This is a genomic window from Deinococcus actinosclerus (assembly GCF_001507665.1).
GTDB classification, from domain to species: Bacteria; Deinococcota; Deinococci; order Deinococcales; family Deinococcaceae; genus Deinococcus; species Deinococcus actinosclerus.
On sequence record NZ_CP013910.1, the window covers coordinates 645,604 to 666,847 of the forward strand.

19 protein-coding genes are annotated in these 21,244 nt (G+C 71.6%); 12 read left to right on the forward strand and 7 right to left on the reverse strand.

The annotated features are described in order from the left end of the window. The first annotated feature begins 13 nt into the window (after positions 1-13). Entirely contained in the window at positions 14-1,261 is a 1,248-nt protein-coding gene (locus AUC44_RS03115; RefSeq protein WP_062157351.1) for an aminopeptidase, read from the forward strand. A gap of 77 nt (positions 1,262-1,338) precedes the next feature. On the opposite strand, the gene AUC44_RS03120 is transcribed toward AUC44_RS03115, so the two are convergent. From AUC44_RS03120 to AUC44_RS03130, 3 genes are all read right to left on the reverse strand, one after another. After that, positions 1,339-2,256, reverse strand: coding sequence for a ferritin-like domain-containing protein (locus AUC44_RS03120; RefSeq protein ID WP_062157352.1), 918 nt, complete (start codon positions 2,254-2,256; stop codon positions 1,339-1,341). Between the two features lie 232 nt (positions 2,257-2,488). After that, positions 2,489-3,481 carry a malate dehydrogenase gene (locus AUC44_RS03125; RefSeq protein ID WP_062157353.1) on the reverse strand — a complete coding sequence of 331 codons (993 nt, stop codon included), beginning with the start codon at positions 3,479-3,481 and terminating at the stop codon, positions 2,489-2,491. Positions 3,482-3,939: 458 nt separating this feature from the next. Next, positions 3,940-4,761: an enoyl-CoA hydratase/isomerase family protein gene (locus AUC44_RS03130; protein WP_062157354.1), complete on the reverse strand. Its 822-nt coding sequence runs from the start codon at positions 4,759-4,761 to the stop codon at positions 3,940-3,942. Between the two features lie 107 nt (positions 4,762-4,868). Between AUC44_RS03130 and AUC44_RS03135 the strand changes: the two genes are divergently transcribed. Further along, positions 4,869-5,501: a CAP domain-containing protein gene (locus tag AUC44_RS03135; protein ID WP_157445149.1), complete on the forward strand. Its 633-nt coding sequence runs from the start codon at positions 4,869-4,871 to the stop codon at positions 5,499-5,501. Positions 5,502-5,579: 78 nt separating this feature from the next. On the opposite strand, the gene wrbA is transcribed toward AUC44_RS03135, so the two are convergent. Together wrbA and glpX are read right to left on the reverse strand one after the other, a co-directional pair. Continuing rightward, positions 5,580-6,188 (reverse strand): NAD(P)H:quinone oxidoreductase, encoded by a 609-nt coding sequence (gene wrbA / locus AUC44_RS03140; RefSeq protein ID WP_062157356.1) that lies wholly within the window; start codon positions 6,186-6,188, stop codon positions 5,580-5,582. A gap of 130 nt (positions 6,189-6,318) precedes the next feature. Then, the gene (gene glpX / locus AUC44_RS03145; protein WP_062157357.1) at positions 6,319-7,332 is read right to left on the reverse strand and encodes a class II fructose-bisphosphatase; all 1,014 of its coding nucleotides are present in this window, start codon (positions 7,330-7,332) and stop codon (positions 6,319-6,321) included. Between the two features lie 341 nt (positions 7,333-7,673). Here glpX and pgm point away from each other — a divergent pair, with 341 nt between their 5' ends. From pgm to AUC44_RS03195, 10 genes are all read left to right on the forward strand, one after another. Continuing rightward, positions 7,674-9,323, forward strand: coding sequence for a phosphoglucomutase (alpha-D-glucose-1,6-bisphosphate-dependent) (pgm, locus tag AUC44_RS03150; RefSeq protein ID WP_062157358.1), 1,650 nt, complete (start codon positions 7,674-7,676; stop codon positions 9,321-9,323). 300 nt (positions 9,324-9,623) lie between these two features. Then, complete coding sequence (locus tag AUC44_RS03155) at positions 9,624-10,433, forward strand: MHYT domain-containing protein (protein ID WP_062157359.1); 810 nt, start codon at positions 9,624-9,626, stop codon at positions 10,431-10,433. A gap of 134 nt (positions 10,434-10,567) precedes the next feature. Continuing rightward, the gene (locus tag AUC44_RS03160) at positions 10,568-10,930 is read left to right on the forward strand and encodes a response regulator (protein WP_062157360.1); all 363 of its coding nucleotides are present in this window, start codon (positions 10,568-10,570) and stop codon (positions 10,928-10,930) included. Further along, the gene (locus tag AUC44_RS03165) at positions 10,930-11,313 is read left to right on the forward strand and encodes a chemotaxis protein CheW (RefSeq protein ID WP_062157361.1); all 384 of its coding nucleotides are present in this window, start codon (positions 10,930-10,932) and stop codon (positions 11,311-11,313) included. The genes AUC44_RS03160 and AUC44_RS03165 overlap by 1 nt, the downstream gene beginning before the upstream one ends. A gap of 120 nt (positions 11,314-11,433) precedes the next feature. After that, complete coding sequence (locus AUC44_RS03170) at positions 11,434-13,647, forward strand: methyl-accepting chemotaxis protein (protein WP_062157362.1); 2,214 nt, start codon at positions 11,434-11,436, stop codon at positions 13,645-13,647. A gap of 25 nt (positions 13,648-13,672) precedes the next feature. Beyond that, on the forward strand, positions 13,673-16,396 hold the full coding sequence (locus tag AUC44_RS03175) for a hybrid sensor histidine kinase/response regulator (RefSeq protein ID WP_062157363.1): 2,724 nt from the start codon (positions 13,673-13,675) through the stop codon (positions 16,394-16,396). Further along, complete coding sequence (locus AUC44_RS03180) at positions 16,393-17,151, forward strand: DUF4388 domain-containing protein (RefSeq protein ID WP_062157364.1); 759 nt, start codon at positions 16,393-16,395, stop codon at positions 17,149-17,151. The genes AUC44_RS03175 and AUC44_RS03180 overlap by 4 nt, the downstream gene beginning before the upstream one ends. Continuing rightward, on the forward strand, positions 17,148-17,951 hold the full coding sequence (locus tag AUC44_RS03185) for a response regulator (protein ID WP_082688930.1): 804 nt from the start codon (positions 17,148-17,150) through the stop codon (positions 17,949-17,951). Before AUC44_RS03180 ends, AUC44_RS03185 begins: the two co-directional genes overlap by 4 nt. A 168-nt stretch (positions 17,952-18,119) precedes the next feature. After that, positions 18,120-18,311: a hypothetical protein gene (locus AUC44_RS03190; protein WP_062157366.1), complete on the forward strand. Its 192-nt coding sequence runs from the start codon at positions 18,120-18,122 to the stop codon at positions 18,309-18,311. After that, the gene (locus tag AUC44_RS03195) at positions 18,308-19,102 is read left to right on the forward strand and encodes a DUF421 domain-containing protein (RefSeq protein WP_062157367.1); all 795 of its coding nucleotides are present in this window, start codon (positions 18,308-18,310) and stop codon (positions 19,100-19,102) included. The genes AUC44_RS03190 and AUC44_RS03195 overlap by 4 nt, the downstream gene beginning before the upstream one ends. A 44-nt stretch (positions 19,103-19,146) precedes the next feature. Here the strand turns inward: AUC44_RS03195 and AUC44_RS03200 are convergent, their stop codons facing one another. Together AUC44_RS03200 and AUC44_RS03205 are read right to left on the reverse strand one after the other, a co-directional pair. After that, a complete protein-coding gene (locus tag AUC44_RS03200) occupies positions 19,147-19,536 on the reverse strand; it encodes a 2Fe-2S iron-sulfur cluster-binding protein (RefSeq protein WP_229781259.1) in 390 nt (129 codons plus the stop codon). A 29-nt stretch (positions 19,537-19,565) separates the two neighbouring features. After that, positions 19,566-21,224, reverse strand: coding sequence for a sensor domain-containing diguanylate cyclase (locus AUC44_RS03205; protein WP_062157368.1), 1,659 nt, complete (start codon positions 21,222-21,224; stop codon positions 19,566-19,568). Positions 21,225-21,244: the final 20 nt, after the last annotated feature.

A 21,244-nucleotide genomic window follows, 5' to 3' on the forward strand; every position in this document is an offset into this window, starting at 1 on the left:
TAGAGTGACCACCATGACCTCAACTGATTTCCAGGCGCGACTGGCGCGCTACGCTGAACTGCTCGTCCGGACCGGCGTGAACCTCCCGCAGGGTGGCAAGGTCCGCGTGAGTGCGCCGGTCGAGGCGACCGAACTGGCGCGGCTGGTCGCGCGCGCCGCGTACCGGGCCGGGGCGGCCGACGTGCGCGTCACGTACCACGATCCTCACCTGGGGCTGGCGCTGTTCGAGGACGGTTCGGACGACGCCGTGAACCACCTGCCCGCGTGGCACGCGCAGGAGGCCGAGGCGATGGTGGATGGGGGCTACGCGTCCATCGGGATCATCGGCGAGGACCCCTCGCTGCTGGCGGGCGTGGACCCCGCGCGCATCGCGGCGCGCAGCAAGCTGGTTGCGCAGGCCATGCGCCGGGTCAGCGAGGCGACCGGCAGTTTCCGCGTGAACTGGACGGTCGCCGCGATGGCCACGCCCGCCTGGGCGGCCCGCGTGTACCCGGAACTGCCGCGGGAGGAGGCCGTGGCGCGCTTGTGGGACGACATCTTCACGGTCACCCGCGCCGATCAGCCCGACCCGGTGGCCGCGTGGGACGCGCACCTGACCCGCCTGGAACGCCTGACCACCCACCTGAACGGCCGGCAGTACGCCGCCGTGCACCTGAAGAGCGACCTGGGGACCGACCTGACCGTGGGCCTCGCGGAGAACCACGTGTGGCAGGGCGGCGCGGAGACCGCGCAGAACGGCGTGCGCGGCGTGCCGAACCTTCCCACCGACGAGGTGTTCACTGCCCCGCACCGGGAGCGCGTGGACGGCGTGGCGGTCGCCAGCAAACCCCTGAGTGCGCGTGGGCAGCTCATCGAGGGCATCCGCATGCGCTTCGAGGCGGGCCGCGCCGTCGAGGTCAGCGCCACGCGCGGCGAGGAGACCCTGAAAGCCCTGATCGCCACCGACGAGGGCGCCGCCCGCCTGGGCGAGGTGGCCCTGGTGCCCGCCAGCGCGCCCGTCGCGCAGACCGGGACGCTGTTCCTGAACACCCTGTTCGACGAGAATGCCGCGTCGCACATCGCGCTGGGCCGCTGCTACCCCACGAACGTGCAGGGCGGCACCGACCCCGCCACGCTGAATGCCGCGGGCGGGAACCACGACAGCCTGATCCACGTGGACTGGATGATCGGCACGCCCGCCACCGACGTGGACGGCATCACGAAGGACGGCGCCCGCGAGCCGCTGATGCGCGCGGGCGAGTGGGTCATCGAAGGGCTGTAACCGGCAGGCACAGCGCCGGGACAGCACAGGGGGAGGGTGGCCGCAGTTGGCTCCCCTCCCCCTGAACTGCGCGGGATTTACAGCGCCAGGATCGCGCTGAAGTCGCCGCTGAGGCCGTCGGGGTAGAAGCCGCCCTTCGTGGCGCCGGGGGCCAGGAACACGATGTTCCCCACCTGACGCGGCGTGCGGCTGTACGCGATGCCGTTGCCGTCCGCCAGGACGATGTTCGCCGCGCCGCCTTCCACGATCCCCTGGTCCACGTCGCTGGCGCCGTCCACGCTGTCACGCAGGTTGCTGATCGCCTGCACGACGTCCGCGACCTTCAGGGCGGGCGTGACGTCCGTGTTGCGCTGCTGGTACAGCAGGGTGCGGATCATGCCCGCGTGGTACGCCTCGACCGCCAGGATGCCCGCCGCGTTCTCCAGGTTGCCGCCCGCGCTCGCGTCACTCAGGAAACGTGCCGCGCCCTTGTACGCACTCACGCCCACGTCCTCGAAGATGAACGCGCCGTGCAGGAAGAACAGGTCGTTGGCGAACGGGTTGAAGCCCGTGATCGCCCCGCCCGACGCGGCGCTGCCCGCCGCCGCGAAGGCCGGGCCCAGGTCCAGGGTGGGCTGCGACACGGCCGCCGCGCCCAGCACCTTGCGGATGATCTTCACGTGGTTCAGTTCGTCGGTGGCGACCTCGTTCGCGTAGGCGCGCACGTCGGCCGAGTCGAACTTCACGCCGTCGCCGTTGCGGCCGGTGAAGCCCGCAGGCAGGATGACCTTGCTGCTGTTCCCGCCCGCCGCGTCCAGTTCCTGCAGGCGGCCCACGGCGGCCAGGTAGAACGCCGCTTCCAGGTATTCCAGGTTCAGCGCGAAGTTGAAGATCGTGGCGTCCAGGTTGGCCTTGGGGGTCATGCTCATGGCAGGCGCGCACCCGGCAAGCAGACCCGTGGCAGTGGCGGCCCCGGCGGCCCCCAGGAACTTCCGGCGATTCATGGCGTTGGACATGCGTACTTCCTCCAGACAGTGATGGGCGATGCAGGCAAGAGGACACCCCGGCCCGCGCAGGCGGATTCCTGCCCGGCCCCTCGTGCTGATCGCTCTGCACAGCCCTATGCGTCCGGCCGGCCGGCGGATCACCCTCCCGGCCGATCATGAAGTTTGCGTGAACGCCTGGCCGGTCCCAAGGCGAGGGAGCGGGCGACCCGCAGGCCACCCGCCCCCTCCCGTGGAGCGGTCCTTACTTGACCAGACCCAGCTTGCGCACCTCGTCGCGCTCCTCGGTCAGTTCCTGCGCCGTGGCGTCCATCTTGCCGCGGCTGAAGTTACTCACCGGGAGACCCTGCACGATCTCGTACTGGCCGTCCTTGCAGGTCACGGGGAAGCCGTAGATCAGGCCCTCGGGAATGCCGTAGCTGCCGTCGCTGGGAATGCCCATGCTGACCCACTCGCCTTCCGGGGTACCCAGCGCCCAGTCGCGCATGTGGTCGATCGCGGCGCTCGCGGCGGAGGCGGCGCTGCTCAGGCCGCGCGCCTCGATGATCGCCGCGCCACGCTTCGCCACGGTCGAGATGTACTGCTGCTCGTACCAGTCGCGGTCCACCTGATCCAGCGCGGGCTGGCCGTCCACCGTCGCCTGGCTCAGGTCGGGGTACTGGGTCGAGGAGTGGTTGCCCCAGATCGTCAGGTTCTTGATGCTGCTCACGGGCTTCCCGGTCTTCTCCGCCAGCTGGCTGATCGCGCGGTTGTGATCCAGGCGCACCATCGCCGTGAACTGCTTCGGATCCAGATCCGGCGCGTTCTGCTGCGCGATCAGCGCGTTCGTGTTCGCGGGGTTGCCCACCACGAGCACCTTCACGTCCCGGCTCGCCACGGCGTTCAGCGCTTCACCCTGCGGCTTGAAGATCCCGCCGTTCGCGCCCAGCAGGTCCCCGCGCTCCATCCCGGCCTTGCGGGGCATGGCGCCCACCAGCAGCGCGTAATCCGCGTCCTTGAACGCCACCATCGGATCGTCGCTCGTCACGATGTCCGCCAGCAGCGGGAACGCGCAGTCACGCAGCTCCATCACGACGCCGTTGAGCGCCTTCAGCGCGGGCGTGATCTCCAGCAGCTGCAGAATGACCGGCTGATCCTTGCCGAGCATGTCGCCCGACGCGATGCGGAAAAGAAGGCTGTAGCCGATCTGGCCAGCGGCGCCGGTAACGGCAACGCGGACGGGTTGTTTGGTCGTCATGGGTATCCCTCCTGAGGATGGTTTTACGGCTCACGATAACGCGCGGCGGGACGCTTGAGGGGAAAGTTCCCCGGACGGGGACAGGCTCGGTGCGTGGTGGGCGCTTCCCGGCGGGCGGCCCCACCCCCCAGCCCCCATCCCCAGGGGGGACGGGGGAGCCGTCGTTGGCACTGGGCAAGAGATGTGACTGTCGCGGCGGATTTGCTGTGGGCGGTGACGTGTCTGGTCTCGACGCCACCTTTCGCCACCCGCAAGGCCCGCGCGCTGCGCGCACGACGGCCGGTGGTGATCTGCGGCGGCGTGTTGTGTGGGACGCTTCGCGCTGCTGTTCGACTGTTCCCGCTTCGGCCGAAGCTGCTGTCCAAGGCTCCCTCCGAGGGGAGCTGTCAGCGCAGCTGACTGAGGGGTTCCGCTGCGCAGCAGCTTCCGTTCCTACTTCCCACACCCCACTTCCCTCATTACAGTGGCGCGTCGTCGGCGAAGTTCGGTTCGCGTTTCTCGCGGAGGCTGCTGAGGCCCTCGCGGACGTCGGGGCCGGTGAAGCCGAGGAATTCGAGGGCCAGGGACGCGTCGAAGGTGGGGCCGGCCTGCCTGAGCCAGTTGTTCAGGGCGTACTTGGTCCAGCGGATGGCGGTGGGGCTGCCGCTGGCGAGTTGCCGGGCGACGGTCCAGGCGCGGTCCAGCAGTTCGTCGTCGGGGACGGTGAGGCTGACGAGGCCGATGCGTTCGGCTTCGATGCCGCTCACCGGTTCGCCGGTCATGAGGTGGTATTTGGCCTTGTTCAGGCCGCACAGTAGGGGCCAGATGATCGCGGCGTGGTCCCCGGCGGCGACGCCCAGGCGGACGTGCCCGTCGAGGAGGCGGGCGGTGTGCGCGGTGATGCTCACGTCGGCCAGCAGGGCGACGGCGAGCCCGGCGCCGACGCAGGGGCCGTGAATGGCGCTCACGATGGGTTTGGAGCAGTTGATGACGTTGTACACGAGGTCGCGGGCTTCCTTCCAGACGCGGGTGAGGGCGGTGAAGTCGCTGCTCATCTCCTCGATCAGGGTGAAGTCCCCGCCGGAGGAGAAGCCGCGCCCCTCGCCGCGCACGAGGACGCTGCGGACGCCGGGGGTGTCGTCGATGTCGCGCCACACGCGGGTCAGGGCGCGGTGCGCGTCGGCGTTCACGCTGTTCAGCGTCCGGTCGTTGCGGATGACGACCTCGAGGATGCCGCCGCTGTGCAGCTGGAGGTGCAGGCCGGGGTACGCGCCGGGGGCTGTGAGCTGGGTTGTGTTCACGGGCGCAGGGTAGCGGTTGGGCGGGCCGGGGTGTCCAGCAGGGTGCGCCGGGGGCGGGGTGGTCAGGTGAGGCAGCGGGCGGAGAGCCGTGAACCTACGCTGGGGGCATGAGGCGTGTGAAGCTGGGTGCGGCCGTGTTGCTGGGGGCTCTGGGACTGACAGGATGTGGTGGGGGCGGCGCGCCTTCGGCTGAGCCGGTGACGGTCACGGTGCAGGACCCGCAGTACGGCCTGTCGTTCGAGTACGTGACGACGGCCGCGTTCACGCCGCAGCGGTCGGCGCTCCCGGACTTCCCGCAGTCGGGCCAGGAGCGGGCGATGCTGGAGGCGATCAACGCGGAACGCGCGCGGGGCGGGGTGTGCCCGTCCGGGTCGTTTCCCCCGGCGCGCCCGCTGCAGTTCGAGGCGCACCTGCACCGCGCGGCGACGCTGTACGGGCGGGAACTGGCGGCGAGCGGCAGGATGGACCTGCCGCACCGCAGCCGGGCGGATAACCGGGTGCCGTCGCAGCGGATGGTGGACGCCGGGTACAAGCCGGTGCCGCCCAGCCGGGTGCAGTGGGTGTTCGGGGAGAGTCTCGCGGCGGGCGACCAGATGAGCCCGGCAGAGGTCGTCGCGGCGTGGAGGGGCAGCCCGGCTCACTGCGCGGCGCTGTTCGAGCACATCGCCGACGGCGCCGTGGCGCGCGTGGACGGCCCGGCCGGGACGTACTGGGTGCTGAACATCGCGGGCTGGGAGTAAGCCCCGGCCTGGTCCGGATAGACCACGGCAGCAGGCCCGCACCGGGAACATGTGCGGGCCTGCTGCCTGCGACCAGGGTCAGCCGTTGAGTTTCGCGGTGACCTCAACGAGGCGCTTGGCCTGGTGGGCGATGGTGGCGCGGTCCTCGCCCGAGAGGGGCTGGCCGTTCGCGGTGACGCTGGCGCCGTAGGGGTTGCCGCCGGAGGCGAAGATCGCCTGATCGGTGTAGCCGGGCGCGACGATGATCGAGCCCCAGTGCATGGCGGTGATGTACATGGTCTGGAGGGTGGTTTCCTGGCCGCCGTTGGGGTTCTGGGCGCTGGTCATGGCGCTGAAGGTCTTGTTGGCGAGTTTGCCCGTGCCCCACAGGCCCCCGAGGGTATCGATGAAGGCGCGCATCTGGCTGGCGGCGCCGCCGAAGCGGGTGGGGGTGCTGAACAGGTAGGCGTCGGCCCATTCGAGGTCGGCGGGGGTGGCGGTGGGCACGTCGGCGGTGCGTTCCTGCTGGGCCTTCCAGGCATCCTGGGTATCGATGACGGCCTGGGGCGCAGTTTCGGGCACCTTCAGGACGCGCACCTCGGCCCCGGCGGCGCGGGCGGCCTCGGCGGCGACCTGGGCCATGGCGTGGTTGGTGCCGTAGGTGGAGTAGTAGACGATGGCCAGTTTGACGGGGGAGGGCGTGGTCATGCTTCTCAGCATGCACCTGACCGGCCATTCACTCCATATTGAAACATTTGGAGTGTATTGGGAAGATTCTCATGCAAACAGGAAGGGCACCCGGCGCCGCGTCCCGGCCGGGTGCCCTTCCCCTGGCCGATCAGACGCGGATGGTCACGCGCGCGCCGTCGTCCTCCAGATGCACCGTGTCGATGAAACGCACCACGCGAGTCGCGTAGCCCATCACCAGCGTGTGGGTTCGGGCGCCGCCGCCGAAACGCCGCACGCCGCTGAGCAGTTCGCCGTACGTGATGCCGGTCGCGCTGAACACCATCTGCTTGCCCGGCGCGAGATCGTTCGTCCTGTAGACCTTCTGTTCGTCCACGCCCATCGCCCGGAACCGCTCGCGCATGGCGTCGTCCTCCGCGATGAAGCGGCCCTGGATCTCCGCGCCCAGGCACTTCATGGCGGCCGCCGACAGCACCCCCTCGGGCGCGCCGCCCGAACCCATCAGCGCGTGCACGCCCGTGCCCCGCACGCCCACCTGGAGGCTGGCGACCACGTCGCCGTCCCCGATCAGTTTCACGCGCGCCCCGGCGGCCCGCACCCGGCGGATCAGGTCCGCGTGCCGCTCGCGGTCCAGGATGGTGATCATCAGGTCGTCCACGTCGCGCTCCAGGCTCTGCGCCAGGACGTTCAGGTTCGCCTCGACCGGCCAGTCCAGGTTCACCTTCCCGGCGGCGGGGGGCGGCACGACCAGCTTGTCCATGTAGCAGTCCGGCGCGTGCATCAGCCCGCCGCGCTCGGACAGGGCGATCACGGCCAGCCCGTTCGGCAGGCCCTTGGCGGTCACGCTGGTACCCTCGACCGGGTCCACGGCGATGTCCACCTCGTACTGCCCCTGCCCGACCTTCTCGCCGATGTACAGCATGGGGGCCTCGTCCATCTCGCCCTCGCCGATCACGACCGTGCCGCGGATATCCAGGCTGTTGAGCAGTTCGCGCATGGCCTCGGTGCCCGCGCCGTCCACGGCGTTCTTGTCGCCCATGCCCATCCAGCGGCTGGCGGCCAGGGCGGCGCCCTCGGTCACCCGGGCGGTCTCCAGGACCAGGGCGTGCTCGAAGTGGTTGGTATCCACGCGGCTCTCCGCGCCTTGCTTCCGCTTGACCGTCATGCCGTTAACGTAACACGGAGGCATGAAAAACCATTTCCGGGAGCGGTTCCACGCGGTGATTGGTGTGTCACTCCCCGGGGGAATTCAAGGTGCCCCAGGATGCAGGGCGGCGCAGGCTGTGGGTGGGATCAGCGCAGCACGCCCGCCCACACCAGCAGCAGCCACAGCACCACCGGAATGGCCAGCGAGCCCAGGGTCAGCTTCAGCAGCCGCCACCAGTCGTTCAGGAACTCCTTCATGCCCTCCAGGGTAGCAGCCGACCGCCCAGGCGACCGGGTGCGCCTTCACGCTGTCTTGCCTCACGCGCGCCGCCGGGGGGCTCAGTCCGTACACTGGCGGGTATGACCCTCAGCCCCCTGGCCGGTAAACGCGCGCCGCAGAGCCTGCTGACGAACATCCCCCGACTGGTCGCCCACTACTACGAGACCCGCCCCGACCCGCGCGATCCCCTCCAGCGCGTGGCCTTCGGCACGAGCGGGCACCGCGGCACCAGCCTGGGCGGCACCTTCAACGAGGCGCACATCCTGGCGGTCACGCAGGCCGTCGCCGAGCACCGCGCCGCCGCCGGCATCCAGGGGCCGCTGTTCATGGGCCTGGACACCCACGCGCTGTCCGAACCCGCCTGGATGACCGCCCTGCAGGTGCTCGTCGCCAACGGCGTGCAGGTGCGCGCGCAGGCCGGATCGTTCACGCCCACGCCGCTGATCAGCCACGCGATCCTCGAACACAACCGCCCCGGCCGCGAAGGCAAACCAGACCACGACTGGGCCGACGGGATCGTCATCACGCCCAGCCACAACCCCCCGCAGGACGGCGGCTTCAAGTACAACCCCCCCTCCGGCGGCCCGGCCGACACCGACGTGACCGGCGCCGTGCAGGCCCGCGCGAACGCCATCCTGGAGAACGAACTGCGCGACGTGAAGCGCGTCTCGCTGGAGGACGCCCTGGCGGGCCTGACCGACTTCGACTTCATCACGCCCTACGTGTCGCAGTTGGGCACGGTCGTGAATCTGGACGCCATCCGCCAGAGCGGCGTGCGCATCGGCGTGGACCCGCTGGGCGGCAGCAGCCTCCCGGTGTGGCAGGCCATTCAGGCGCAGCACGGCCTGAACCTGACCATCGTGAACGAGGACCTCGACCCCCGCTTCGCGTTCATGAGCGTGGACCGCGACGGGAAGATCCGCATGGACTGCTCCAGCCCATACGCCATGGCGGGCCTGCTGGCCCTGAAGGACGATTTCGACGTGGCGATCGGCAACGACCCGGACGCCGACCGGCACGGCGTCGTGACCCGCGCGGGCCTGATGAACCCCAACCACTACCTCGCCGTGATGATCGAGTACCTGTTCAGCCACCGCCCCGGCTGGCGCGCGGACGCCGCCATCGGCAAGACGCTCGTGAGCAGCGCCCTGATCGACCGGGTGGGCGCCGGGATCGGGCGGCGCGTCGTGGAAGTCCCGGTGGGCTTCAAATACTTCGTGGAGGGCCTGCTGGACGGTTCGTTCGGCTTCGGGGGAGAGGAGAGCGCCGGGGCGAGCTTCCTGAGACTGGACGGTACGCCCTGGAGCACCGACAAGGACGGCCTGATCCCGGGCCTGCTGGCCGCCGAGATGACCGCCGTGACCGGCAAGACGCCCAGCGAGCGCTTCGCGGACCTCACCGCCCGCTACGGCGAGACCGCCTACGACCGTCAGGACGCTCCCGCCGACGCCGCGCAGAAGAAGATCCTGTCGAACCTCAGCCCCGAGCAGGTCACCGCCACCACGCTGGGCGGCGACCCCATCACCGCGAAGCTGACCCGCGCGCCCGGCAACGGTGCGGGCATCGGCGGGCTGAAGGTCACCACCGACCAGGCCTGGTTCGCCGCGCGCCCCAGCGGCACCGAGGACGTGTACAAGATCTACGCCGAGAGCTTCCGCGGCGCCGAGCACCTCCAGCAGGTCATGGCCGAAGCGCGCGACGTGGTCAGCGCGGCCCTGAACGGCCAGTAAGCCACGCCCGACCCCTGCCGCCCTGGCTCCGGAACTGGAGCCAGGGTGGTTGATTCATCTGCTCCCCACAAAACTCACCACATCCCTCATTGAGCGGAGCGTGCCCACGTTTTGGGATGCCATCGGTTCAGGCCGTCCCACTGCGGGGTGGCCCCTGCGGCCATCCGGAAGATGAGAGCGAAAGCGAAAAATTTCGCACGCCGACACGAGAATCAGTAAGTTTTATGTGAGTTCATATTCCATATGTTTGGACATCGAAGCTCCGGGCACAGCCCCTGCATCCCCACGGGAGGAACACAGATGGAACATGAGATGCTGCACCACACCTGGGTGAATTCCTACGTCATCCTGTCTTTCGCTATTGCGGCCGTCGCGTCGTACATGTCCCTCGAACTGGCCGGCCGCGCCGGCCGCGTCTTCAGCAACGCCGCCAACCGCTTCTGGCTGGTCGCGCAGGCCCTGGTGCTCGGCTACGGCATCTGGGCCATGCACTTCGTGGGCATGATGGCCTTCCAGGTCAACGCCGCCACCAGCCTGAACTACCCCGTCACGATCCTCTCGGGCCTGATCGCCGTGGCCTTCGTGTACCCCGCCCTGCTCCTGCTGCACAGCGGCCCCATGAACCTGCGCCGCCTGGGCGTGGCCGGCGTCATCGCCGGAACGGGCATCGTGGCCATGCACTACAGCGGCATGGCGGCCTACCACATGCCCGGCACCGAGATCCAGCTCAACGTCCTGGCGCTCATCGCCTCCATCCTGATCGCCGTGGGGGCCAGCATGGCCGCCCTGTACCTGTTCCACCTGCTCACCAGCGACTGGGCCCGCCGTCAGACCCGCCTGCAGCTCGTGGGCGTCAAGGCCGGCGCGGCGGCCGTCATGGGCGTCGCCATCACCGGCATGCACTACACCGGCATGGCCGCCCTGAAGTACAAGGTCGTCGATGAGATGCAGCTGGGCGTGGCCGCCGACGGCATCGATACCACCCTGCTGGCCCTGGTGATCGGCGTGGTGTCCTTCCTGCTGATGGGCCTGGCGCTCACCAGCGTGCTCATGGACGCCGGCCGCAGCGGCGACGTGGAAGAACTCGACTTCGGCAGCGCCGCCGACTGAGCCGCGCGCCCGGGCCCGCAGACCGGGCCCGCACCTCGCCCGGCGACCCGGCACCCCCCTCACGTCTTTTCTTCTACCCCCCACACCTGCGCCGCCCCACCCCGGGGCACGCCGCCCGGAAAGGAACACCCCGCATGGCACGAATCCTGATTGTTGATGACTCCCCCGCCGACCTGAAGTTCATGGAAGCCGCCCTGAAGGGCACGTCGCACAGCGTCACCGCCCTGAACGACCCCGCCCAGGTGGAGGCCGTGGCCGACCAGATGCGCCCGGACCTGCTCCTCGTGGACGTCGTGATGCCCGGCCGCAACGGCTACGAGGTCGTGCGCGGTCTGCGCCGCCAGCCCGGCATGGAGGCCCTGAAGGTCGTGTTCGTGTCCAGCAAGGGCAACGAGACCGACGTGAAGTGGGGCCTGCGTCAGGGCGCCGACGACTACATCGTCAAGCCATACACCCCCGAGCAGGTGCTCGGCGTCGTGAACCGGCTGATCGGCTGATGCCCGACGCGCTGCTCGTCCGCGTGCAGGACACCCGACTGGCGCTGCCGCTCTCGGGCGAGCAGACCATCGCGCAGGTCGGGCCCGTCGCGCCGCTGCCGCACGGTGAGCCGCTGCTGCGCGGCCTGACCACCATCCAGGGCCGCGCCGTGCCCCTGCTGCACCTGGCGCCCCTGCTGGGCCACCCCGACGCCCCCACCCCGCCCCTGATGGTGCTGACCAGCCTGGAAGGCGAACGCGTCGCGCTGCTGGTCGACGAGGTGTACGGCGTGAGCAGCGTGCCGGCCCCGCCCCCCGGCTCGGGCCTGCTGCTCGACGTGCCCGGCGGACCGCTGCTCAACCCGGCCGCCCTGATCCGCGACCTGCGCGACCACCTCGGCTAGTTCAGCCTCAGCTAGTCCAGCTTCAGACAGCCCAGTCCCAGCCAGTCCAGCCGCCCGGCTGCCTTTTCCCACCTGTCCGTTCATTCCACGCCTGCCATTTCCCGCCCCGGAGGCCCACCCATGCAACTCCAGTTCCAGACCGCCCGCCTGAACCGCGCCAACCGCAACACCAACGCCCAGCGTGTCGGCTGGCTGGGGCAGCTGCGCGTGGGACAGAAACTGTCCCTGGCAGCGTTCGCGTTCGCCATCCCGCTGACCGTGCTGGTCAGCTCCCTGCTCGTGCAGCAGCAGAGCAGCATCAGCGTCGCGCAGCGCGAACTGAACGGGGTGCAGCAGTTCACCCCGCTGCGTGACATCAACACCAACCTCGCCACGTTCGTCGCCACCGCGCTGCGCAGCGACGAGGGCGGCGCGCAGAAGGCCGCCGACGGCGTCAACAAGGCCATCAGTCAGCTCGAAGCGCAGGTGGCCCCCGAGTACCGCGAGCGCGTGCAGGCGCTGCGGCGCGACTGGGCCGTGCTGCCCGACTCGATCGGCACGCAGCCGGACCTGGCCATCCTGCAGACCTACGCGCAGCTGCTCAACACCTACCAGCGCGAACTCAGCGAGGATCTGCTGACCCAGTCGGGCCTGATGCTCGACCCGGTCGCCGGGTCCTTCCACACCATGGAATCCACGCTGCGCGTCCTGCCGCGCATCTCGACCGGCCTGAACCTCGCGGCCCTGACCACCGAGGCCGGCCGGCGCGAGCCCGGCGACGACAGCGCCTACCTCAGCGTGCTGCGCGACCTGAACGTTACCCTGCAGGAGGCGCTGTCCTCGTACAACTCCAGCGTGGACCGCGTCATGCGCGCCGATCCGGTCGCGGGGGCGGTCATGGGTGACGCCGCGCAGAAGCTCAGCGACGCCGTCACGCCCGCCCTGGCCGACCTGGGCGCCGCCATCGACGCCGGCAACCTCAACGGCGTGGACGTGCAGGGCATCCAGAACAGCGCGCTGCTGCAGGTGGGCGCCGCGTACAACACCGGGGTCAAGACCCTCACCGGGCAGCTGCAGGACCGCGTGGACCGCACCGAGCGCCAGCGGCTGCTGTCCCTGCTGGCGATCATCACGGCGCTCGTCATCGCGTTCACGCTGCTCATCCGCCTGTCTCGCGCCATCGTCAAGCCGCTGACCGAGCTCACCCGCGCCAGCCGCGCGGTGTCCAGCGGCGACCTGAACGTGCAGGTGCCGGTGCAGACCCGCGACGAGCTGGGCTACATGGCCTACACCTTCAACAACGCCACCACCCAGCTGCGCGTCAACGAGGAGAAGAACGTCGCCGAGCGCGAGGAAGCCGCCAAACTCCAGAACAACATCGGGTCGTTCCTGGACGTCACCATGGACATCGCCGGCGGCGACCTGACCCGGCGCGGCGTCGTGAGCGAGGACGTGCTGGGGAACGTCGTGGACTCGATCAACCTGATGGTCGACGAGCTGGGGCAGGTGCTGGGCGAGGTGCAGAAGGCCTCGGTGTCCGTGACGGACGCCAGCCGCGACATGCTGCGCACCACCGACCAGATCGTGCAGGGGGCCGGCACCACCACCCAGGAGACCCGCCGCGTGGCCGAGCAGGTGCGCGCCGTGACCGACGGCTTCCGCGAGATGGCCGAGGCCGCCCAGCAGAGCGCCGAGTCCGCCCGGCAGGCGCTGGAAGCCTCCCAGCAGGGCCGCGAGGCGGTGCTCGGGACGCTCGACGGCATGCAGAACATCCGCCGCGAGGTGCAGGGCGTGGCCCGGCGCATCAAGACCCTCGGGGAACGCTCGCTGGAAATTCAGGAAATCGTCGACACCATCTCGCGCCTGTCCAGCCAGACCAACCTGCTGGCGCTGAACGCCTCGATCGAGGCGGCCGGTGCCGGCGCCGCCGGCAGCCGCTTCGCGATCGTCGCGGACGAGGTGCGTAAACTCGCGGACTCCTCCGCGCAGGCCACCGCGCGCATCGCCAGCCTGATCCGCACGGTGCAGCTGGAAATCACCGAGGTGGTCGGCAGCGTGGAAGACAACACCCGCGAGGTGGAGCAGGGGTACCGCGTCGCCGCCGTCGCCGGGGAGCGCATCGAGCAGCTGGGCAAACTGGCCGCCGAATCCGCCCAGTTCGCCGAGCGCATCAACGCCGCGACCACCGAGCAGGTGCGCAGCGTCGAGCAGGTGAGTGAAGCCGTGCAGCAGATCGGTCAGGTCGCCGAGCAGTCCAACGAGAGCGTCGAGCAGGGCCGCGCCGCCGCCCGCCGCCTCCAGCACCTCGCGCAGAACCTGCTGCAGAGCCTCTCGCGCTTCAAGCTGCCCAGCTGAGCCCCCCCGCCCTCAAGGAGCCGATGTGACGTCCCTCACCCCCCCGGTCACCCAGGACCCGGAACTCACCGCCACCTACCTGCAAGACGCCCGCAGCGTCGCCGCCGGGCTGGAGGACGCCACCGTCGACCTGTGGGTTCCGGACCAGCGCCCCCACGCCCTGGACACCCTGTGGGTGCTCAGTCACCGCCTGCACGGCACGGCCGGTCTGTACGGGCACCCGCAGACCGCCGCGCTGGCCGCGCTCCTCGAGCGGCTGATGGAAGGGCGCGCCCACCTGAACACCGACGAGGCGGTGCCGGTGCTCACCGCCATCCTGGAGCGGGCCGGCACCAGCCTGAGGCGCGCCCTGGACCGCATCGAGCAGGGGCAGGCCGAGGGCGACGTGGGCCTGATGTTCGCCGAGCTGGGCGGCCCGGCGCAGGTCACGGAACTCCTGCGCACCCAGCCGTTCCAGCTGCAGGCCCGTCAGGCGCGCAGCGAGGACGAGGCCGAGCTGCCCTTCGCGGTGGTCAACGCGGCCATCTGGGAGGACTTCGGCCCCGAGGCGGCCGAGCTGACCGCCACGCTGCGCGCCGGGCTGCACGCCGACACCCCGGATCTGACCGCCCTGTTCCGCGCCGCGCACACCCTCAAGGGCAGCAGCGCCATGGTGGGCCTGGCCGAGATGGCCGAGGTCGGGCACGCCATGGAAGACCTGCTGGGCGCCGCCCGCGAGGACGCCGTGACGCTCGACCGGGCGCTGCCGCTGATCGACGACGGCCTGAACGTCGTGGAACTGGTGCTCGCGCACGCCGAGGGCCAGCTGCGCGAAGCCCCGCAGGCGCGCATCCAGGCGTACCGCGCCGCCGTGAGCGGCCTGCTCAGCGGCCAGGATCCCGCCGCGCTGCTGCCCGCGCCCGAGAGCCCGGCCGCCCCGGCCCCCGAGACGCGCCTGAGCGTGCGCGTGGACAGCGCCCGCCTGGACGGCATGCTCGACGACGTGGCCGGACTGGTCGCCACGCGCGCGCGCCTGAACGGCCTGCTGCTGCGCCAGCAGCAGATCGCCGCCAGCCTCGACGCCGCGCACGAACGGGTGCAGCGCACCGTGCGGGACTTCGAGGAACGCTACCTGAACCCCAACCTGACCCCCGGCGGGGCCAGTGCGGGCGTGCCACTGGACCGCCTGGGCGCCCAGCAGGCGGCCCGTCCCGCCGACCTGGGGTTGCAAGACCGCCTGGCCGACTTCGGGGCGCTGGAACTCGACACGTACGACGACCTGAACATCCTGGCGCGCGCCGTGACCGAGCTGAGCGCCGACCTGGTGGAGGTCCGCGCGCAGACCGCGCAGGCCATCAGCACCCTGGGTGACGAACTGACCGGCCTGGAAAAGCTCACCCGCCAGCTGCGCGTCGAGCTGAGCCGCGCCCGCCTGGTGCCGCTCGAACGCGTGACCGCCCCGCTGCGCCGCTGGGCGGGCCGCCGCACGGACCTGAAGCTCACCCTGCACGGTGAGGACAGCCTGATCGACGCGCAGTACGCCGCGCCGCTGGGTCAGGCGCTGCTGCACCTGCTCACCAACGCCGCCGTGCACGGCGCGCAGTCCCCCGAGGAACGCGCCGCGCAGGGCAAGCCGCCCCTGCTGCAGGTGGCGGTGGAAGCCCACGTCGCCGACGGTCACCTGCACCTCACGGTGCGTGACGACGGGCGCGGCCTGAACTACGACGCCCTGCGCCAGCGCGCCCTGCAGTCCGGGCACCTCAGCGCCGGGGAGCTGGGCGGCATGACCGACGCCCAGACCGCGCAATTGGTGTTCCTGCCCGGCCTGAGCACCGCCGAGCAGGTCACGCAGGAAGCCGGGCGCGGCGTGGGCATGGACGCCGTGCGTGACGCCATCACCCGCCTGGGTGGGCGCGTCAGCATCCAGAGCGTGCCCGGTCAGGGCGCCGCCACCACCCTGCACGTCCCGGTCGCGCAGCAGATTGCCGACGTGCTGGTCATGCGTGCCGGCGCGCAGCGGGTGGCCGTCCTGGCCAGCCAGGTGCAGGGCATGAGCGCCCTGGAGGGCGACGCCCCGGCCGGCAGCGTCGACCTGAGCGCCCTGTGGGGCGAGGCGCCCGCCGCGCAGCGCTACGTGGCCCGCCTGGCCCTCCCGGCCGATCAGGGCGGTACCCTGCACCTCATCGTGGATGAGTTCCAGAGTCTGGAAGAAATCGTGCTGCGCCCCGCCGGGAACCTGCTGAGCCCCCTGGAGTACCTCAGCGGCATGACCACCCTGAACGACGAGCACGGTCAGGCGTACCCGGTCGCGGTCCTCAACCCCGCCGGCCTGCGCCGCGCCCGCCCCGCCCAGCGCGCCGCGCGCCTGAACGCGGCCGGCCGCGGCGCCGGCCGCGTGCTGCTGGTCGACGACAGCCTCAGCGTGCGCCGCCACGTGGGGCGCAGTCTGGAACGCTTCGGGTATCAGGTCGCCACCGCCAGCGACGGCCAGGAGGCGCTGGAACGCCTGCTGGCCGGCGAACAGGCCGACCTGCTCCTGAGCGACCTGGAAATGCCGCGCATGAACGGCTTCGAGCTGCTGCGCGCCGTGCGCTCCAGCGCCGCGCACGCCGCGCTCCCCGTGGTCATCATGACCACCCGCGCCGGCGAGAAACACCAGCAGCTGGCGATGGAACTCGGCGCGAACGACTACTTGGCCAAGCCCGCCGAGGAGCGCCTGCTGCAGCGCCGCCTGGAGGCCCTCCTGACCGCCGCCGGGGTTCAGGCATGACCGCAGGCGACGGGGCCGCCTGCCTGGTGGTGTCGCCCCACCTGTCACGCGCCCTGTCGCACGCCGCGCTCATCGAGGCGGCCGGCTGGAGCGCCACCACCGCTGCCGGCGGCCTGCACGCCCTGACCCAGATCGAGCGGGAACGCCCCGCCCTGGTCGCCATCGATCCGGCCCTAGAGGACCTCAGCCCGGCTGACCTGCACGAGATCCTGCGCGACGACCCGGCCACCGCCGGGACCATCGTGCTCATTCCCGGGGCGCATCGGCCCGCCCGCTACGGCGGCCCCTTCGACGTTCCCGTGCCCGCCGGGCTGAGTGCCCCCGCCGGGCTGGCCCTGGCCCTGCAGGTGCTGGACGCTCAGGCCGCGCCCCGCTGGCATGACCCGGAGGAGGCCGCGCTGAGCGGCGAGTTGAGCACCCTGCCCCTGACCGATATCCTGCTGTGCGCGCAGGAACTGCAGCTCTCGGGCCTGCTGCTGATCCACCTGGGCGCCCAGCCCGCCCACCTGGTGCTGCGGCGCGGTGAGATCATCGACGCCGAGTGCGGCGACCGGCCCGCCCCGCAGGCCGTCACGCACCTGCTCGCCAGCCGCGTGCCCGGCGACTTCCGGTTCCACCTGATGTCCCCCGATCCCCTCAGCGCGTATCCGCGTGGGGTGACCGTCCCCACCGCGCGCCTGCTGATGGAGGCGGCCGTGCATGAAGATCACGCGCACGCCGCCGACCCCACCCAATCTGCCCTGGAGGCCTCATGAACCCAGCTGAAATCACTCCCCCCATCACCGTTCTGGTCGTGGACGACTCCGTGAGCGTCCGCAAGGCCCTGGAACGCATCCTGGCGCCGCAGGGCTACCAGGTCCGCATGGCCGACAGCGCCGAGAACGCCCTGGAGACCCTCGAGCCCCTGCCGGATCTGGTGCTGGCCGACATCCTGATGCCCGGCATGAGCGGGCTGGAACTCACCCGGATCATGACCGACCGGGGCGTGAACGTGCCCGTGATGCTCATGAGCGGCATCGTGGACGAGGTCACGCAGCGCGACGCGCAGGCCGCCGGCGCGCGCGGCGTGCTACGCAAGCCCTTCACGCCGGCCGAGCTGCTGCCCGCCATCGAGCCGCAGGTGCAGGCCGCGCTGGACGCCCGCGCGCAGCGTGGCGACACGCCGGCGCCGCAGGCGGCGACCACTCCCGTGACGCCGGCGGCCCCGGCGGCGCCCGCCGTCCCCCCGGCCTCCTCCAGGGATGGCCTGCTGGCGGGCCTGAGCGGCGTGAGCGGCGTCGAGGGCGCCGTGCTGTACAGCGCCGACGGGGACCGCGTGGCGCAGTTCGGGCCGGATCTGCCCGAGAGCTTCGCCATGTACGCCCGCTTCCTGGTGACCGCGGCCGCCACCGCCAGCCATCACCTGAACCGCGGCGACCTGAGCAGCCTGCTGCTCAGCTACGCCGGGCAGACCCTGCTGCTCAGCCCGCACCGCGACGGGCAGCTCGTGGCGCTGCTGCGGGGCAGCGACGTGGCGCCGGCCGTGGGGCGCTGGCAGGCCTCGCAGCTGAACTGATCGCCACCCCAGTGCTGCCCCCCCGATCAGCGGGCGTTCCCGGACCGACCCCGGGGGCGCCCGCTGGTGCCACGCGGCAGCCTCAGCGGGGAGGAGCGGCGGGCGCCGGGCGCGCCGCATGAAGGAACCCGGTGGCGGGCGGCGCCGCCTGACCCCTACACTGCCCGCATGACTCCCACGCAGACCGAACGCCTGCGGCGCCGCAACGCCCTGTGGCAGCAGCTGCGGGCCGGGACGCCGGGCACGCCGGCCTTCGAGGAGACGCTGACGGCCCTCTCGCTCCTGACCGGCTGGGATCGCCCGCGCCTGCTGGCCGGGCTGGGCCTCACGGCGGCCGAGGTGCCGCCGGGGCAGCCATGAGCGGCGACGTGGTGCCCTTCGACTGGGCGCGCCTGTTCCTGGGTGACACGCCGCCGCTGTTCCTGCTGGAGATCGTCTTCCGCACCACCGTGATCTTCGGGTGGCTGCTGCTGCTGCTGCGCCTGACCGGCAAGCGTGGACTGGCGCAGCTGAGCCCGCTGGAACTGGCGATCGTGATCGCCCTGGGTTCCGCCGCCGGGGACCCGATGTTCTACCCGGAGGTGCCGCTGCTGCACGCCATGCTGGTGCTGGCGCTGGTCGTGGGGCTGCAACACCTGCTTACGAAACTGGTCATCCGCAGCGAGCACGTCGAGACCTTCATCGAGGGCGTCCCGGTGGAACTCGTGCGCGGCGGCGTCATGAGCGGCGAGGCGCTGCAACGCGCCAACCTGAGCCGCGAGGATCTCTTCGAGCGGCTGCGCGCCCAGGGCGTGCGGCAGCTGGGTGAGGTGCAGCGCGCCTACTTCGAGCAGGACGGTACCCTCACGGTCTTCACGCACCCGCACGGCGCGCCGCCCGGCCTGCCCGTCGTGCCGCCCTGGGACCTGGAGCCCCCCCGGCCCGTGCAGCCTGGTGAGGACGTCCAGGGCCCCCTGGTGTGCCTGGGGTGCGGCCGCCTGCGGCACGACCACGGCGGTCAGCGCAGCGCGGGCCGGCTGGACCGCTGCGCCTGCGGCAGTGACCGCTTCACGCGGGCCACCGCCGATCCCCTGGCCGGCCCCGACGACGCCCAGGAGGAGCCGGCGCCCGAGGATGGGGGCAGCCGCAGCGCCCTGGCGGGCCCGGGCTGACCCGGCCTCCCGCCCGTCGGCGGGGGCCCGCCGGCGACCGCGGCTCAGCCCTCGGTGGAGGCGCCGGGGCGGGTCGTCCAGACCGGGTCGGGCTCGATCTGCTCGGCCGGCGCCTTGCCGGGTTCCAGCCCGCTGCTGCGCGCCGTCTGGAGCGGCGTGAGGCTCATGCCGCCCGCGCACTCGATCTGGCAGGACAGCCGGGCCTCGCCCAGCAGGCCCTTTTCCTGCAACTTGTCGAACTCGGCGGCCGTCATGGCGCCCGGCTCGCCCTCCTGGAAGCTCACGCGGCAGGTCGTGCAGCGCGCCACCCCGCCGCAGCGGTGCAGGATGTCCACCCCGCCGCGCTCCAGGGCCAGCACCAGCCGCTCCCCGGCGCGCGCCTGAACCTCGCCGTAGCCCTGCACCTGCACCGTCACCATGTCCTGTTGCGTCATGCGCTCCAGCATGCCACGCGCCCGGAGGCTCAGCGGAACAGGGTGGGCATGGTGACCTCGCCGTCAATCCACACCCGGCCCTTGCCGCGCCGTTTGCCGCGGATCAGGGCGCTGTCGGCGCGGCCCAGCAGCTGCCCCGGCGTGGTGGGCTCCCCGGGCTCGCAGAAGGCGAGGCCCGCCGTGGCATTCAGGTCGTGCGCCGCGCCGTCCACCGTGACCGGATGGCTGGTGATGGCGTGCAGCACCCCCTCGACCCGCAGGCGCATCTCCTCGCGCGAGGGGGCCTGCACGAGCAGCGCGAACTCGTCGCCGCCCAGGCGGCCCAGGGTGTCCCCGGCGCGCAGCGCGGCGAGCATCCGCGCGCCCACCGCGTGCAGGACCTCATCCCCGGCGTGATGGCCGAAGGTGTCGTTGACGGCCTTGAAACCGTCCAGATCGAAGATCGCCACGCCCAGCGGCGCGGCGGCGCGCTGCGAGTCCTCCAGCTGGGCCAGGAAGCTGGCGCGGTTGGGCAGGCCGGTCAGCGGGTCGGTGGTCGCCTGCCGCTGCAGCGCCTCGATGGGCCGCGTGGCCCGCAGCACGAGCAGCCACGCCAGCAGGCTGCCGGTCAGGCTGACCAGCAGCACGAACCCCAGTGGCTGGCGCTGCGGCGGACCCGCGAAATCGGCCGTGGGCGCGTACACCCCGACGGTCCAGGTGACGCCCGGCTGCACCTCGATGGGCCGCAGGACCACCCCGTAGGCCTGGGCCCCCACCTGGAACCAGTGCGTGCCGGCCGGCGGGGTCAGGCGGCTGCGCTGGTCGAGCAGGGCGCGCAGCGCCGGGTCGGCCACCTCGCGCAGCAGCGGCACGCGGCCCTCCACCTGCACCGGCCACGCCCGGCTGCTGGCGATGGCGTGCCCACTGGCGTCGGTCACGAAGGCGCGGCCCCGCGCGCTGATCTGGAGCCCGCGCAGCAGGCTGGAGAGCTGGCGCAGCTGCACGTCGGCGCCCACGACGACCAGTCCGCCCACGCCGGTGGTCCCGGCCGCGACCGTGAGGCCGGGCTGCTGCGACGACGCGAACACGTAGGGCGCCGTCCAGATGGTCGTGCCGGGCTGCTGCGCGGCCGCGCGGTACCAGGGCCGGGTGCGCGGGTCGTAGTCGCTGGGCGCGGCGCTCTGGGCGGTGGGGCGCCGCCGCTCGTCGAAGAAGGTGGTCGTGACCTGCCGCGCGGGGCTCACCTCGATCACGCGGGCGTACCGGGCGCGGTCCTCGGCGCCGTCGCGGCGCAGGAACGTGAACCGGCCGTCGGCGTGGCCGACGAGCATGCCGTTGAGCTGCGGCACACTGTCGAGCAGCGCGTGGAAATTCATGAGGAGCCCGGAGGGATCGTCGGCGCTCAGCAGCCCCGACTGCACGTTCGCGCGGTTGACCTGCACGATCTGCGCCGCCGCCCTCAGGTAGCCGCGCACGTTGTCGGCCGTGACCCGCACCAGCTGTTCGAGCGAGCCCTGCGTCTGGGCGCGCAGCGCCCGCTCGCTGAGTTCCTGCTGGCCCAGCAGCGCCACGAGCAGGGTCAGGCCCTGGGTGATCAGCAGCGCCAGCAGCAGCCACACCCGCGTCTGCAGGGGCAGGCGCGCGGCGCGCCGCAGCGAGACGGCGCGCGCGGGCCGGTGGGGGACGGCGGAGGAGAGGCGGAAACGCAAAGTAGGTCAGTCTATGGGCT